Source organism: Planctomycetaceae bacterium, assembly GCA_041398785.1.
Taxonomy (GTDB): domain Bacteria; phylum Planctomycetota; class Planctomycetia; order Planctomycetales; family Planctomycetaceae; genus JAWKUA01.
In genome coordinates this window covers 244,146-257,657 of sequence record JAWKUA010000001.1, presented here as the reverse complement: position 1 = coordinate 257,657, position 13,512 = coordinate 244,146, and the positions used below count along the sequence as shown (strand labels likewise).

The following is a 13,512-nucleotide window of genomic DNA, read 5'->3' as shown; positions in this document are numbered from 1 at the left end:
CGTTCGTCTCTGCAGAGCGTGCGTCTCTGGTACCAGCGCCCGCCGTGCCGTTGACTCCTGTGGAAGAACGTCCATTGGTGAATCGGCTTCCACTTCTGTCTTTCGCCGGCGGTTGTTTCCCGGTCGACACTTCCTCCCTCGCCGAACTCCTGACAACCATACCGGAATTGCGACCGGGGCTGGCCGATTCTGTCTTCGACCGACGGCGCTTTTCCGGTCCCGATTCCCGGCCACCCTGCGCCGTCTGCGACAACCGGGAGTCGACCGACGTATTGCCCTGTCGTGTGCGCAACTCAGCCTCCTCGGCGACTTTCTGTCCACATTGTGAACAGAACCTCGCGCCAACAGCCAGGACTGCTTCACAGTCGTTGCAGCGCAATGTTTGCCCGCCGGCCACCGCAATTTCACCTGTACCGAATAGCAATACGCCCTCGCATTGCCGAACTGGATAACGATCTTTTCGTTGTCACCCGACCATACGGGAGACTTACGAAGAACCCTATCCGCAGTTCGTTAAGATCGTGTGAATACAGAGGTGCTCACATCGTGCGAGCGAAACCGGCGTCTTGATTTCGAAAACTCCGCCGCACGCTTTCCGGCCGGATGCTGTCGCAGGTCCAGGCAAATCAGTGTCTCTTCATTTCGAAGATAGAGCCGTCCGTTCGACAATGCGGGGCGGCTGAAACAGGGAGCCTTCAGAAGCGGCTCAACCGTCGAAAACAGCTTTTCGTATTTGGCTCCGTTGACGGCAATCACGCCGAATTCACCAAATTCGCCGATCACGAACAGCTTCCCGTCAGCGACCGCCTGACTTCCTCGTGCGAACTCCGTCCTCTCCTTCCACAGGACAGCGCCGGTCTGCAGGTCGATGCACCGCAGCGTTTTGTCGAATGAGTTCCATCCATAGACACACCCGTCCACGAAGCTCAGGGGATTGAACAGGCTTTGCAGAGTCTTCTTGTTCTGCCAGACCTCTTGAAACTGCCCGTCATTCTGAATTCTGAGGCACCAGCAGTTATCCAGGCAGATCGACAGAAGAACCAGGTCGCCGACGACCAGTGGCGTTGTGGCATTGGGGTTTGTCCGGTTGTGCGCCCCCGCTTTGAACCGGTCCAGTATGGCTCCGTCGTCGGGGTTCAGGCAGTACAACGCATCAGACGCCAGCACCAGCAGGTACGGCGAACCATCGACTTCCGCAGATACGGGAGTCGCACAGCTGAGTCCCCATTCAGCGGCTCTTGCGGACACTCCGGATGTCCAGATTGTCTCACCGGTTTCGGCGTCCAGCGCGACAACTGCACTGTGGCCGATGGTTCCACCAAGATTGAGAAACAACCTTCCGTGATCCAGCAACGGAGAATGCGCGACGCCGTATCCCTGAAGTTCGACTCCGTAGTCCTGTGTCAGATCGCGACTCCAGATCAGGGTTCCGTCGCTCAGACTCAGGCATCTCAGGCCACCTTCCGCCGACTGGACACACACGGCGGCATCACCGGTCACCGGAGTGCTATACGGGCCGCTTGAATAGGTTGGGTATTCGCATTCAAACGCCGTTCCATAACGATGTTCCCAGAGTGGCTCTCCGGTTTCGCAGTTGAAACAGGAAACCACTTCCTCGTCATCACAGCGATGGACAAGGATCAGGCGACCATCGGCCACGACCGGCGCACTATAGCCCGTGCCGATTTTGCGGCTCCAGATGATGGAAGCCGATGGCTCTTGCGGCTGAGCTGCCGATTCCTTTCTGAAGGACCGGGAACCGTCTTCGACACTTGACCGCCGAGGCGGGTTGACCGGTGTGGGGGACGAATCCGTGAACGAAGACAGACTGGCGGCCGTCCGATCCGCGCGACCTGCGGCTATCGGTGGGAAACCTCCCAGAACTTTGTCGCGGGACGCAACATACTGACGCCGTTGCTCAAGGCCGACGTACACCATGACGACGACAATCAGAATTGCGGTCAGCGAAGATCTTGCCATTGCCGTGGCTGCCGTCATGAGAAAAGGCCGGTCACCGAGCGGAAACTCAGTGACCGGCCGCCAATTTTCACGGTGCTGTCTGCAGGGTGCCGAAACTGCAATCGATCTCGCCGCGCCGAAGGACGCGACACGAAACGATCCGGCTCCGGCCAGTCAGCGACTATGGTCACTCGAAGTTGACCTTTTCGATCGTGCTCAGGTCCAGTTCAACACCAAAGAAGACATCGAACGAATCCACTTCGGTGACGTTGCTGGTGTACCCGTCGCCGGCAAGAGTGAAGCCGGAGGTGACAGGAAATCCCGGATTGAAGTACTTGTCGCCATTCAGGTCACGCAGCACCTTCACACTGCCGTCAGCCATCAGCACATTCGCGGCAGCGCCGTGCTGAGCAAAGAAGTCGCGAGTGTCCTGCAGAACCAGGCCGACACCGCTGGGGTCGCGTGCATAAGTCGAAACCGGGAAGGCAGTCGAACCAACGGCTTCGCCAACCTGCGGGTACCTGATAGGAATGATGTTCGACATTGCAACGCCTGCCGGTGGTGCCTGGCCAAAGTTGCTGGCGTCCATGATTTCAATGCTGTCACCTGTCACTCGGGCGGGACCGTCATTGAACGATTCGCACAGGCGGGCACCCGCAGCCAAGCCGGCTTCAGCATCGATAGTGTCGCTGAGAATGGCTTCGCTGGCATCTCCGGGAGCCGCGTCCGCCAGAAGCGGAATGGAGCTGCCGGGGACAGATGCCTTGGACACCTGTGGCTGCGTCAACGGACCGCGTGACTTTTCAAAGTCTTTGCAATCCAGTCCGTAAGCGACCAGGTTGTTCAATGTGTCATTGGACAGGATCAGACCGCCGCGAACCATGTGCCAGCTCGATGCATAGTTCGTGTTGAAACCGTCGCGTACGGCAGCCTGTGTCAGTGCGAGCCGCGTTGTGTAGGCATTTCCGCGATAATTCGTGGTCCCGTTGGTGCTCACTTCATAGAACGGTCCGACACCGACGCGATTTGCCGGAGCATTCGAGCTGTTCGAGGTATTCGTTGTGCCGATCATGTCGTTCAGCTTTTCGATACCTCTCAGCGTGTTCGACGGACACAGCATGTCTCCAATCAAACCGCCCTTCACTTTGCTGACGTCTGCAATCCAGCCATACAGCGTGACATCGCCGTCACGCTTCAGGTCAAACGCCCCGGAACACAGTGCGTTGTTTGGCTGAGTGTCGCTCCATGCGTACAGAGCGATGCCGATCTGTCGCAGATTGTTCTTACATTGAGTGCTCCGTGCCGCTTCACGAGCCGACTGAATGGCCGGCAGAATCAAAGCCATCAGAATGGCAATGATGCTGATCACGACCAGCAGCTCGATCAGCGTAAAACCGCGACGTGCGGCCTTCTTCAGTGTTGTCCTTTTCACGTTCTTCGTACCTTTCCTGATTGAAACAAATTCCAGGTGAAACAAAATCTTCCCGAAACCTTCCACACAACAGTTCTACCGGTAAATTCCCGAGCCAGTTCACCCCGTCGCGGCGTCACTTATCAGGACGCGTCAACGGATGTCTGAGCAGTCATTTGTCCGGGAGGCCACCCCGACATCTGCTGCAACTCAGTTCGCAGCGAGCGGATTCTTGAACGGGGATGCGAAGGCTTGATGAAGCAAACGCGAAATCCGGCAAACTGCCGATTCTGCGACTTCAAAACTCCGATCCCCGCGACGACCGCAAACTGCGCCCCCTGATGATTCAATTACGCTGCGTGTTGTGCAGCCGGTCTGTCGGCAACGCACTTGCTGACATGCTGACTGGCGGGATTCTGGCTTCACAGATGAAGGTTGTGTGAAGACTCTGCGAAGACAGTGTGCATATGCGGAATTCGTCCGATGCACGTCAACGGCATCGCCAGGAACTGGGCACGGCTGGGGTATGAGGCAGGGATGTCACAATCCGGTGAAGCGATCGCCAGGCTTGCAGAATCGTTCTTCGTACAGGAAATCAGCCCGGTGATCGCGCCGGAAGCACGGCTACGGCTACGGACTTTCGAAGTTGATCTTCGCCAGGCTTTCGACGCTCAGCTCCACGCCAAAGTAAACGTCAAACGAATCAACTTCGGTGACGTTGCTGGTGTACCCGTCACCGGCGAGAGTGAAGGCCGGGGTCACCGGGAAGCCGGGATTGAAGTAGCCATCACCGTTCAGATCTCGAAGAACTTTGACGCTGCCGTCGGCCATCAGCATATTTCCGGCACTACCATGCTGTGCGAAAAAGTCGCGGGTGTCCTGCAGGACCAGACCAACTCCGCTGGGATCCGGTGCATAGTCCGACGTCGGAAATGCAGGCGAACCCACAGCTTCGCCGACCTGTGGAAACCTGAGCGGAATCAGACTTGCCACCGGGATTCCGGCAACAGGCAGATCGAAGTTGTCAGTATCCATGATCTCGATACTGTCGCCCGTCACACGCGCGGGACCGTCGTTGAACGATTCGCACAGACGGGCACCGGCGGTCAGTCCGCGGTTCGAGTCGATCGTGTGGCTCAGGATCGCCTCGCTGGCGTCGCCCGGCGCGGCATCGGCCAGCAGCGGTATGGAACTGCCGGGAACATCTGCCTTTGCAACCTGTTGCTGGGTCAGTGGCCCCCTGGACTTTTCGAAGTCTTTGCAGTCCTTTCCCAAAGCCACAAGTGTCGACAACGCGTCATTGGTAAGAAGCAGCCCGCTGCGGACCATGTGCCAGCTCGACGCGTAGTTCGTATTGAAGCCGTCTCGGACTGCCGCCCGAGTCAGAAACAGAAGGTTGGTGTAGGTGTTGCCGCTGTATTTTGCCGTCAAATAGCCGGCACTAAGCCGGTTGAACGGACCAACGCCGACGCGGTTCGCCGGCGCGTTGGATCCGTTTGACGTCGGCGTGCCCCCGATCATGTCGTTCAGCTTTTCGGCACCCTTCAAGACGCTGGAAGGACACAACATGTCTGCAACGATTCCGCCCTTGACCTTCTGGACGTCCGAAATCCAGCCGTACAGCGTCGGGTCGCCATCTCGCTTCAGGTCAAAAGCCCCGGAACACAGGGCGCTGTTGGGCTGCGTGTCGCTCCAGGCGTACAGGGCAACACCGATCTGCCGCAGGTTGTTCTTGCACTGCGTGCTTCGTGCCGCTTCCCGAGCGGACTGAATCGCCGGCAGAATGAGCGCCATCAGAATCGCGATAATGCTGATCACGACCAGCAACTCGATCAGCGTAAACCCACCCCGTTTTTTTGAACCGTCACGTGTCGCCGAAGTCACCATGGCACTCCGTTGAAATTCAGGACGAAAGCAGAAAGTGAAACGTCGGGTGAATCAGGGATGCGCAAAATGGACGAGACAAACCGGTATCTGAGCGAACCAGCATTCCTTATTCGGCAGCGCGTGACATCTTTCGCCGATGCACGCCCACCACCAGAACTGCACCGATGAGCAGCAGGGCGACCGATGACGGTTCCGGAACCGCTGTGAACGCGAAATTGACGTTCGTTCGCTGAAAACCTCCGGCGGCTTCTGGAAACGAAAGGACCCCTCCCTCATGAAACACAGTGGGAGTGCCTGCCACGCCATTGTTGACGTCCGTGATTTGTATTCGTGAATCAACGGTAATCGTCGTGCCGCGAAGCTCGTCGAGTGCTGTCGTGTAAAGTGCACCAATCCGGTACACCGTACCGGCAGACAACTGCACTGAGCTTGCTAACGATGTAAAACGGAAACCTGACGGGTCGAGCAATGCGCCAGTACCGACCGCAATGGTATCCGATGCCAGTAGTGCCATGTCGCTGGCTCGCCAGATGCCAACGTCATGCGATTCGGCGAGTCCGTCACCGTCCACGTCAAACACTCCAAGCTGTGTCACGGCGATATTCACCGTTGGAGTGAATTCAAATCCAAGCGTTGCGGCAGTCGGCAGAAGAGACATCCCGCCAGTTGACGAACTGATTGCAATAATGTCTGCCCGGCTGCATTGTGGGGCGAGCATTGCAGCGGCAAGCAGAATTGCGGCTGCCAAACGGGGTCTCAGCATTTCGAAATGGCCCTTTGTAAAGAATCCCTCGCTCCGATCGGGAACTGCCACAGAATCGGCAAACTCGTTGCGATCGGGAAAACCCGTCGTGACCTTAGCCCGGAGTTCAACGTGCAGGCAACGACTGGATTGAGTGGTTCACTGATTCTTAACACAAAGGCCACATGTCATGTGCCATCGTCGCCCGCCGACCAACGAGTCGGTTCATTCGCGATAGGGTCAGCGTCGGATTCGGACCAGTGAACCAGTTGATCGATGAACTCCGGCGACATTCCCGCCTGCAGGCGGGCGTCCTTTTGAAACTGGTCGCCGATGGCTTTGGACGGGCGGATGGGCCACAGAAGGTTTTGTTGCCAGGCTTCGAAGTCTGTCAGTTCCGGTGGTTTCAGCCTTCGCAGCCAGGTCATGCCGAATTCCACATGGCGGATTTCGTCCTTGTGGATCGCTCGCATGATCGCCGCGCTTCGACGGTCGCCTGCAGTTCGAAAATGGTTTTCAAACTCAACGGTGTGATCCAGATTGCGACCTTCGAACACCAGCGGCAACCCGGCGATGTATTGCAGAACCGTTGTGTATTCGGCGGCCTTGCTCCAGATGTAACAGTTCACCGGCAGGTCGCCGAATTGCAGTCCGAGTTCTTCGCAGCGCTGGGCGTGCATCCTGGTGTGCCGCTGTTCGTCAATCATGACCCGGCCCAGTCCCTGCCGAAACTCCGGATGTGCTTCGGGGAAGGCCAGCAGAATCATGGCCATGACTTCCAGAGCCTGCAGTTCGTGGTTGGCCATGATGTGGTGAGCGACCGCGCGTCGGGCCGGGTCGGCAAACGATGCGGGTTTCGGCATGGCGGGAGCCGTCCGGCGCGGCGCGAACTGCAGATTGTCCGGTCGCGCGGGCACTGCGACTCGGACGGGTGGACCGGGAACAGCATCCGTGAACGCACTGTCGTCGCGCTGCAGCTTCTGCGCGAGTGACTCGGAAAACAGGACACGTTCGGCGAAGCTTCGAAGTTCCATTCATGTCTCCGCTGACAAAGCGGCAACGTCCGCCGCCGTGAGTCGCCCGTGATGTAGTGCGGACGCGACCAGAACCCCGTCGAGTCCCTCGTCGCGAAGGAATTCCAGGTCGGCCGGTCCGCGCACGCCGCCGCCGGTGATGATTCGTCCGGCCGGCATCCGTTGTCTGATTCTGCGGCACAGGCCGGACGTAGTGACACCGTTATCGACGCCAACGCCGGCGATATCCAGCACGATGAATTCGCGAAAACCAATGTCGATGAGTTCCGACGCAATGTCGCCGGGAGTTCTGTCGACCCAGGCGGCGCAGGGCGTCACCGGACGTCCGTGCTTCAGATCGAGGCTCAGAATCAGCCGGTCGTTTCCGAACGCTGAGACAAAATCGCCGGCCGCTTCCGGTCCGGGCAGAGTCTCCAGAGCGATCACGACCTGCGCAACATCAAGTTCCAGCAGTTCTTCAATGTCGCCTGCGCCGCGCACGCCTCGGTCGACAATCAACGATTGGCACTGGCTGGCGAGTCCGGAGATTTCACGGCGGTTGACCGGCTGCTGCTGAAGCCCGTTCAGATCCGCAACGTAGAACTTCTGAAGCCCGAACGTCTGGCGAATCGCCTGCAGGATCGCCGAAGGATCCTGCGATGACGTCAGCGGGCTGAGAATCGGACGATAGGTGCTCCGTTCTCCCGCGACACCGTGGACAACGACGCCGTTCATGATGTCCAGAACAGGAATGATCTCCATCACGGCGACTCACCGGTTTCCGACGGACTGGCTTGTCCCCTGACGACAGTCACCAGCATTTCCTGGCCGTAGTAGTCGCGGCGGAACTCACGGCCGAAATCACGAAACCGCAGGTCTTCCAGGTAGACGTAAGCCAGAATCTTGACGATCGTCAGCAGGCCGACGATGGCCAATAGCAGCATCACCAGGTGCTGAGGCGGCCGGTCATAAATGATAAACGCCAGCGCACTTCCGATGGCCGCCGGGTGCATCGTGTCGGTCAGCCGCATCAGCGCGATCGGTCCGCCCACCGCAAGAAAGCACTGCACCGGCAGCGGCACCCAGCCCAGTCGATGTACGGGAAACAGCAGCACACAGATGACGGAGGCGATGACGTAGGCGGAGACAATGGTTCTCAGGCTGTTGGTCTTTGCCAGCGGCGCGAAGACGACGGACGCGGCCGAAGATCCCAGGCAGGCAAACACCAGCAGGTCCCCTTCCTCCAGCGTGGTCAACAGCCACGCGATCAGAGCGACCGCGGCTCCGGCGATCGTGCCGTTCACGACGGCTGCCTGCCAGCGGTCGGCCTGTTCGATTTCAAAAAACGCGCGTTCGGCATCCTTCGCAAGCCGAGTCCATCGCGATGCCAGCACGTGGCGTCCGTCGCTTCGCATTGTCTGTAATCCCTTGTCCGAACTCCGTGGCACGCAGGTCTTTCGGGGTCGAATGATACCATTGAGCCCTGCCGCGGTCAGGCAGTCCGACGCAGGCTCGCGGTTTCCGACGGCGACATTTCAGCCGAAACGCAGTACCTGATTGTGATACCGCGAACAGAAAAAAATGAGGCATTCAGGCTCGCGGAAGTACGAATTGCGAAAACCATCAGCGTCCGCCGCGGCGAGACTGCATACGTGGTCTCTGGCAGAGCAGATTCGCGCGCTTCGTGCAGATTCGCACAGCCCGCTGATGATGCGCTGCGCGGTGGTTCCTGCATCGAAAGCACGGATCGTTCGGGAACGACGTTTGCATTGTCCGGGCGTGTGTTTGACTGTTGGCGGCCAGCGCGCAGGCCGGGGAAATGTGCGTGTCCGCCCATCATCAGGTTTCGGGTTCCGGACTTTCAGGGATTGTAAGATGACCGTCACTGCTGTGCCCACTGCCGGGGAAATGATGCAGACGCATGTTGTGTCTGTGAGTGAAAATGACAGTCTGCGTGAAGCGCTGATGCTGATGACGGAGCATCATGTGCATGGACTTCCCGTGACTGATGCACAGGACACGGTCGTCGGGGTGATTACGGCAACCGACATCCTGCAGTATGAAGAGGAAGTCGTTGAGTCGACTGAAGGGCAGCCGGAGTCGCTGGGAAGTTACTTCGATCCTCAGAATCAGTCGTGGGAAACGGTGCGGATGCTGAATGACATCGATGATCTTCCGAGTGCGAAGATTCGGGACGTGATGTCGCCGGACGTCATTTCCGTCACTTCCGACACGGATGCTCGCGTCGTTGCCAGGAAAATGCGCTGCCACGATGTTCACCGGGTGTTGGTTCTGAATGAGTCACGGCAGCTTCTGGGAATCATCTCCGCATTTGATTTTGTGAAGCTGTTCGCCACGTAGCGGCAACGTGGAAATCGCCTGAATTCTCTGCCGCGGCAGCCGGCGGGTTGGAAGTCTTGGCGGCGGTTGGCTGTCGTTCTCTGCTCGCAGGGATGAATCCGCCGCGATCGTTGTGTAACTGAGACTGTTGTGGTGTGTCGTGAGGCGACCATGCCGACGAACGAATCATTTCGAGTGCTGGTGTTCTCCGTGCCCGACGATCGGCAGCAGTCGACCGCTCTTCTGCAGCGGGAGCTGGGACTGGTTCACGCGGACGCGGCCGTTCTTGCCAGATCGTTACCGGGTCTGATCGGGCATGAGTTGTCACAGGATAGTGCCGTCCGTCTGGCCGCCGCGTTTCGCGATCTGGGCGTCACGGCCACGACGATTGACGAGTCCGAAATCCCCGATCTGTCGCACTCCCGGCGGGTTCATCATCTGAAGTGTGACGCATCCGGATTGACGGTGATTGATGCGGACGGCCGGGAAGAGGCGCCCTCGCCGTGGTCAAAGCTGGACGTTGTCAGTGTGGGAAGCGTGCCTGCCGATGATCCGCCTCACTACCACGCGGCGCCGCTGGCTTCGATGAGAAGTCGCACCAAGCTGACGTCCGGTTCCGGAGAATCGGAGTCGCCTGAAATGCTGATCTGCTGTCTGGTGCTGAGTGACCCGCTGCGGATGGTCTGTTTTGAGCACCGTGAGATGAACTACGAGTATCTCACGGACCGCAAGTCTTCTTCCAGCCGCACGAATTTCGCCACCGTCGTGAAAGACCTGGCCCACCATGCTCCCGATGCCTGGCTGACTCCGGCGACGCATACCTTCATCGATCACGGACTGACGCGGCACTACCAGTTTCAGTCGACGGAGGAATTTGAACGGTCCACCGCGTTTCAATACCTCGTCAGCCAGCACCTGCGCAGCCAGTCGCAATAGCGGGCATGCTGTCCGCCGCGTTCCCTGCTATCGAACTCGCCGCGGGATGTTCGGCAGGTCCATAAGTCGCCGGGGAATCTGATACGACGTCAGTTTCGACGTGCGGGTTTCATGTTGAGTGAACCGAAGCGGCGACGATTGTCCGTTGACCGTCACAGTCGCCGAACCGGAATACGAAAGATCAACCGTCAATTCCTGAAACCACGGACGAGGAGTTGAGGCAACGTCGACAGAATCCGGTTCGGCTTCGTCCCGCTGCGATTCCCCTTCGGTCTCCGCGTCGTTTGTATCGTTCGCTGTGGGGGGAGGCGGATCATAGAAACGCAGAACGGCCGTTCCCGAGAAATCGTCCAGGTTCATTGTGACGTCTGAAAACTGCACCACTTGAGTGCCCTTTTGGTCGTTGGCGGGAGGCTCTTCCAGCCGTGATGTCCCCTGAAGAGTGACGCTTGCTTCACGGTCATTGATGTCCCGGACTTTCAGAGTCACCGCCGTTCGCATCCGGCCCAGCAGTCCCAGCGAATGCAGATCCGTCCGTTCCCACGTGCCGCCGGCTTTCAGTTCGGAAACCGGAGGCGCCAGCCAGAACGGCTGAGCAAACCATGACTGGACCACTTCGGTCGGATACGCGGTCAGCAGAAGCTCCTGATTCTGTTTGTCCATTCCTGCCAGCGAATCCAGAGTTTGCCGATAGCCGTCGACAACGTGCGCGGTGCCGTCGGGTGTGACCATCAGCGGCAGTTCCACGTCTTTCAGCCGCGGCAGCCTGCGATCTGTCATCGCGGCAAGTCGCTCTCCGGAAGGCTCAACCGTCCGGCTGACCGGCGTAATCAGCACGCGGAACAGCGTGTCGCCGCGAGCGATGGCTGCACCGGCGAAATACTCGACTTCAAACACGTCGGTGATCTTCGAATTCAGCGGCGCGAGATCACCAAGCTGTACCGATGATTCCCGGACCACAGTGGTCGTTACGAAAAAGCGGCTGCCTTCGCTGAGACCCCAGACCGGATGCAGGGTCTCGGGCTGCCACGCTCCCGCGCCGGCAGGCGTCAACAGCACGGCGATGGTCAGCACCAGCCGCCGGGCCGTCGTTGATGGACGAATGGACGTCGCGGATCGCGGGCCGGCCGCCGCAGGAAGTTCCGCGGCGCGTTCCGTCTTAGCTGATGCGAATGCGTGTCGTTCGCGCTGCGGCATCACGTGACTTCGTCCAGAACGGATTCTTCCACAAAGATCGGAAGCGTGGGGCTGCAGTGGACCGCCAGAGCAATCGCGTCACTGGGACGACAATCGATCTCAAATAACTGGTCGCCCTGCTTCACTTTCAACACGGCGTAGTAGGTATGGTCCTTCATTTCCGTGATGACGACAGCCTGCGGTTCGCCGCCGAGTGCCTTGATGACCAGTCGCAGCAGATCATGAGTCAACGGTCGGAACGGCGGTTCGTCCAGCAGGCGACGGTTGATGATCTGCGCTTCGAATTCTCCGATCAGAATCGGAAATGTCCGCACTCCGCCGACTTCCTTCAGGTAGATCGCCTGCTGGTCATTGATTTCTGACACAATGACGCGACTTAATTCCATCCTGACTGACACGTCTGGTTTGTCCTTCTGAATTCCAGCGCTACTGGGAACCGCGCCATTTGCCGCGACACCGGTCCTGCCGCGTCCGGCCGATGATTGTACGCAGGACTTCGCCGCGGACGAGGTTTTGAGTTCCCGCAACCGGTGCGGACGACGGGACGCGTCGCTTCGTCCGCGGCGGATGCCTTGGTGGTGTCGGCCATTACGGCAGACGGCGCACTCGAAGATTTCGGAACATGACTTTGCTGTCCGGGTCATGGGCCTGCAGAGCAAACGTGCCCTTGCCCAGTGTCCGGTCGAATTCCGCGGAGAACGGTTTCTGGTCCGCCGGTTCCGTGTAGTCGACCATCGTCTTGTCGTTGATTTTGACAGTGATGTGCTTGCCTTCGACTCTGACGGACGTCTTATACCACTCGTTGTCCTTCACCAGGCCTTCCAGATCTTCGGCACCGACGTTGACGATTCCGTACAGGCTGCCGGTTTTTTTGGGATCGCTGTGAGTGATGTTGACCTGAACCTCGTGACCCGCCTTCGGCCAGCCTTCCTCCTGATACTTCGTGTGGATGTAGATTCCGGCGTTGCTGCCGGGAGTCGTCATGACTTCGCACTCGAACTCAAAATTCTGGAACGGCTTGTCGTCGCCGACGTAGAACAGGTGGCTTCGCGGTCCGTGGCACACCAGGCTTCCGTCAACGACCTTCCATGAATCCTTGTTCTCACTGGCTTTCCAGCCATTCATGTCCTTGCCATCGAACAGGTTCACCCAATCGGAATTCGCATCCTCCGCGACTGCATTTCCGCATGCGAACAACAGCCCGGCAACAATCATCAACGAAGTTCGTGACATCGCAATTTCTCCCGAATACTGATTTCTGATCTCATTCCGCCCCAGGCTGCTCAGCCTACCAAAGCCGCTGAAGGAATCCACTCAGGTCAGTCTGTCGGAGGAAACGCGATGAAGCCATAAAGCCGCTTCAGACTTGCGTGGAAATCGCGGGAATGTCCTGTCAGGAACGCGTCTTTACCCCGCACCCGGATCACATGGAGCCGGCCTTCTGTGTTGAGAAGGTATGCTATGAATGACGCAACCAGCACCATGAAAGCCAGAGCTTCAGCTTTGTTCGCCACAAGACCGAAGAGTCCTGCGGCGGTGATCATGACCGTGCGAAGAATCAGCGTCAGCCACCGACAGCGCCTGACGTATTCCCGTGACACAAACCACGACACGGTCAATCGAAACGGCTTGGCGGGACGGGTTGTGCGCGCCGAAACGACGACGATGATCCCGAACAGGGTCGCGGCAATCAGTGTTCCGGAAACACCAAGCCAGGAGATCAACTCGGCGACTTCTGACCGCCCGGCCCATAGGGAAAGACTCAGAATGCCGAAAACGAAGGCCGCCCCACGTCGAACCTCCGGCCAGGTCCGCGAGCGACGCAGTAGATCCTCTGTCGCACCGGTCCGAATGCAGACTGCCGGCAACTCCACCCGTTCCGCACTGCACATGATTTCGGAGATGCCGACCCGAAGGCTATCTCCCAGCGAAATCGAATCGTCGCCGGCTCCAGCATGTTCCGTAAGCTCCTCCGAGACTCGGTACGGATTGATGTCACCTTCCGGAACAGTCATGGCCACGACTAC

General features: G+C 58.6%; 14 protein-coding genes. 3 read left to right on the top strand and 11 right to left on the bottom strand.

The genetic code is table 11. From position 1 onward, the window contains the following. Positions 1–513: 513 nt before the first annotated feature. Positions 514–1,980, bottom strand: coding sequence for a PQQ-binding-like beta-propeller repeat protein (locus tag R3C19_01075; protein MEZ6058934.1), 1,467 nt, complete (start codon positions 1,978–1,980; stop codon positions 514–516). Positions 1,981–2,146: 166 nt separating this feature from the next. Further along, positions 2,147–3,391 (bottom strand): DUF1559 domain-containing protein, encoded by a 1,245-nt coding sequence (locus R3C19_01070; GenBank protein MEZ6058933.1) that lies wholly within the window; start codon positions 3,389–3,391, stop codon positions 2,147–2,149. Between the two features lie 221 nt (positions 3,392–3,612). Between R3C19_01070 and R3C19_01065 the strand changes: the two genes are divergently transcribed. Beyond that, positions 3,613–3,813 (top strand): hypothetical protein, encoded by a 201-nt coding sequence (locus tag R3C19_01065; GenBank protein MEZ6058932.1) that lies wholly within the window; start codon positions 3,613–3,615, stop codon positions 3,811–3,813. 187 nt (positions 3,814–4,000) lie between these two features. Here R3C19_01065 and R3C19_01060 read toward each other — a convergent pair whose 3' ends face one another. The 5 genes from R3C19_01060 to R3C19_01040 all read right to left on the bottom strand — a co-directional run bounded on the left by R3C19_01060 (position 4,001) and on the right by R3C19_01040 (position 8,427). Next, positions 4,001–5,257 (bottom strand): DUF1559 domain-containing protein, encoded by a 1,257-nt coding sequence (locus R3C19_01060; GenBank protein MEZ6058931.1) that lies wholly within the window; start codon positions 5,255–5,257, stop codon positions 4,001–4,003. Positions 5,258–5,363: 106 nt separating this feature from the next. Continuing rightward, a complete protein-coding gene (locus R3C19_01055) occupies positions 5,364–5,915 on the bottom strand; it encodes a DUF4082 domain-containing protein (GenBank protein MEZ6058930.1) in 552 nt (183 codons plus the stop codon). Positions 5,916–6,187: 272 nt separating this feature from the next. Next, the gene (locus tag R3C19_01050) at positions 6,188–7,033 is read right to left on the bottom strand and encodes a ferritin-like domain-containing protein (GenBank protein MEZ6058929.1); all 846 of its coding nucleotides are present in this window, start codon (positions 7,031–7,033) and stop codon (positions 6,188–6,190) included. Beyond that, on the bottom strand, positions 7,034–7,774 hold the full coding sequence (locus R3C19_01045; protein MEZ6058928.1) for a HisA/HisF-related TIM barrel protein: 741 nt from the start codon (positions 7,772–7,774) through the stop codon (positions 7,034–7,036). It abuts the gene before it with no gap. Continuing rightward, a complete protein-coding gene (locus tag R3C19_01040; GenBank protein ID MEZ6058927.1) occupies positions 7,774–8,427 on the bottom strand; it encodes an HPP family protein in 654 nt (217 codons plus the stop codon). The genes R3C19_01045 and R3C19_01040 overlap by 1 nt, the downstream gene beginning before the upstream one ends. A 460-nt stretch (positions 8,428–8,887) precedes the next feature. Here R3C19_01040 and R3C19_01035 point away from each other — a divergent pair, with 460 nt between their 5' ends. Continuing rightward, the gene (locus tag R3C19_01035; protein ID MEZ6058926.1) at positions 8,888–9,373 is read left to right on the top strand and encodes a CBS domain-containing protein; all 486 of its coding nucleotides are present in this window, start codon (positions 8,888–8,890) and stop codon (positions 9,371–9,373) included. Between the two features lie 150 nt (positions 9,374–9,523). After that, on the top strand, positions 9,524–10,288 hold the full coding sequence (locus R3C19_01030) for a hypothetical protein (protein MEZ6058925.1): 765 nt from the start codon (positions 9,524–9,526) through the stop codon (positions 10,286–10,288). Positions 10,289–10,315: 27 nt separating this feature from the next. Here R3C19_01030 and R3C19_01025 read toward each other — a convergent pair whose 3' ends face one another. The 4 genes from R3C19_01025 to R3C19_01010 all read right to left on the bottom strand — a co-directional run bounded on the left by R3C19_01025 (position 10,316) and on the right by R3C19_01010 (position 13,506). After that, positions 10,316–11,485 (bottom strand): hypothetical protein, encoded by a 1,170-nt coding sequence (locus R3C19_01025; protein ID MEZ6058924.1) that lies wholly within the window; start codon positions 11,483–11,485, stop codon positions 10,316–10,318. Continuing rightward, positions 11,485–11,883, bottom strand: a complete 399-nt coding sequence (locus R3C19_01020; protein MEZ6058923.1) for a bifunctional nuclease family protein — start codon at positions 11,881–11,883, stop codon at positions 11,485–11,487. Before R3C19_01020 ends, R3C19_01025 begins: the two co-directional genes overlap by 1 nt. A gap of 190 nt (positions 11,884–12,073) precedes the next feature. After that, positions 12,074–12,718, bottom strand: a complete 645-nt coding sequence (locus tag R3C19_01015) for a DUF1080 domain-containing protein (protein ID MEZ6058922.1) — start codon at positions 12,716–12,718, stop codon at positions 12,074–12,076. 86 nt (positions 12,719–12,804) lie between these two features. Next, positions 12,805–13,506 carry a hypothetical protein gene (locus tag R3C19_01010; GenBank protein ID MEZ6058921.1) on the bottom strand — a complete coding sequence of 234 codons (702 nt, stop codon included), beginning with the start codon at positions 13,504–13,506 and terminating at the stop codon, positions 12,805–12,807. Positions 13,507–13,512: the final 6 nt, after the last annotated feature.

Excerpts from the sequence above, each read along its gene's own strand:
- R3C19_01075 (MEZ6058934.1), bottom strand. The coding sequence starts at position 1,980 with ATGGCAAGATCTTCGCTGACCGCAATTCTGATTGTCGTCGTCATGGTG.
- R3C19_01065 (MEZ6058932.1), top strand. The coding sequence starts at position 3,613 with ATGCGAAGGCTTGATGAAGCAAACGCGAAATCCGGCAAACTGCCGATT.
- R3C19_01060 (MEZ6058931.1), bottom strand. The coding sequence starts at position 5,257 with ATGGTGACTTCGGCGACACGTGACGGTTCAAAAAAACGGGGTGGGTTT.
- R3C19_01055 (MEZ6058930.1), bottom strand. The coding sequence starts at position 5,915 with ATGTCTCTTCTGCCGACTGCCGCAACGCTTGGATTTGAATTCACTCCA.
- R3C19_01050 (MEZ6058929.1), bottom strand. The coding sequence starts at position 7,033 with ATGGAACTTCGAAGCTTCGCCGAACGTGTCCTGTTTTCCGAGTCACTC.
- R3C19_01045 (MEZ6058928.1), bottom strand. The coding sequence starts at position 7,774 with ATGGAGATCATTCCTGTTCTGGACATCATGAACGGCGTCGTTGTCCAC.
- R3C19_01040 (MEZ6058927.1), bottom strand. The coding sequence starts at position 8,427 with ATGCGAAGCGACGGACGCCACGTGCTGGCATCGCGATGGACTCGGCTT.
- R3C19_01035 (MEZ6058926.1), top strand. The coding sequence starts at position 8,888 with ATGACCGTCACTGCTGTGCCCACTGCCGGGGAAATGATGCAGACGCAT.
- R3C19_01030 (MEZ6058925.1), top strand. The coding sequence starts at position 9,524 with ATGCCGACGAACGAATCATTTCGAGTGCTGGTGTTCTCCGTGCCCGAC.
- R3C19_01025 (MEZ6058924.1), bottom strand. The coding sequence starts at position 11,485 with ATGCCGCAGCGCGAACGACACGCATTCGCATCAGCTAAGACGGAACGC.
- R3C19_01015 (MEZ6058922.1), bottom strand. The coding sequence starts at position 12,718 with ATGTCACGAACTTCGTTGATGATTGTTGCCGGGCTGTTGTTCGCATGC.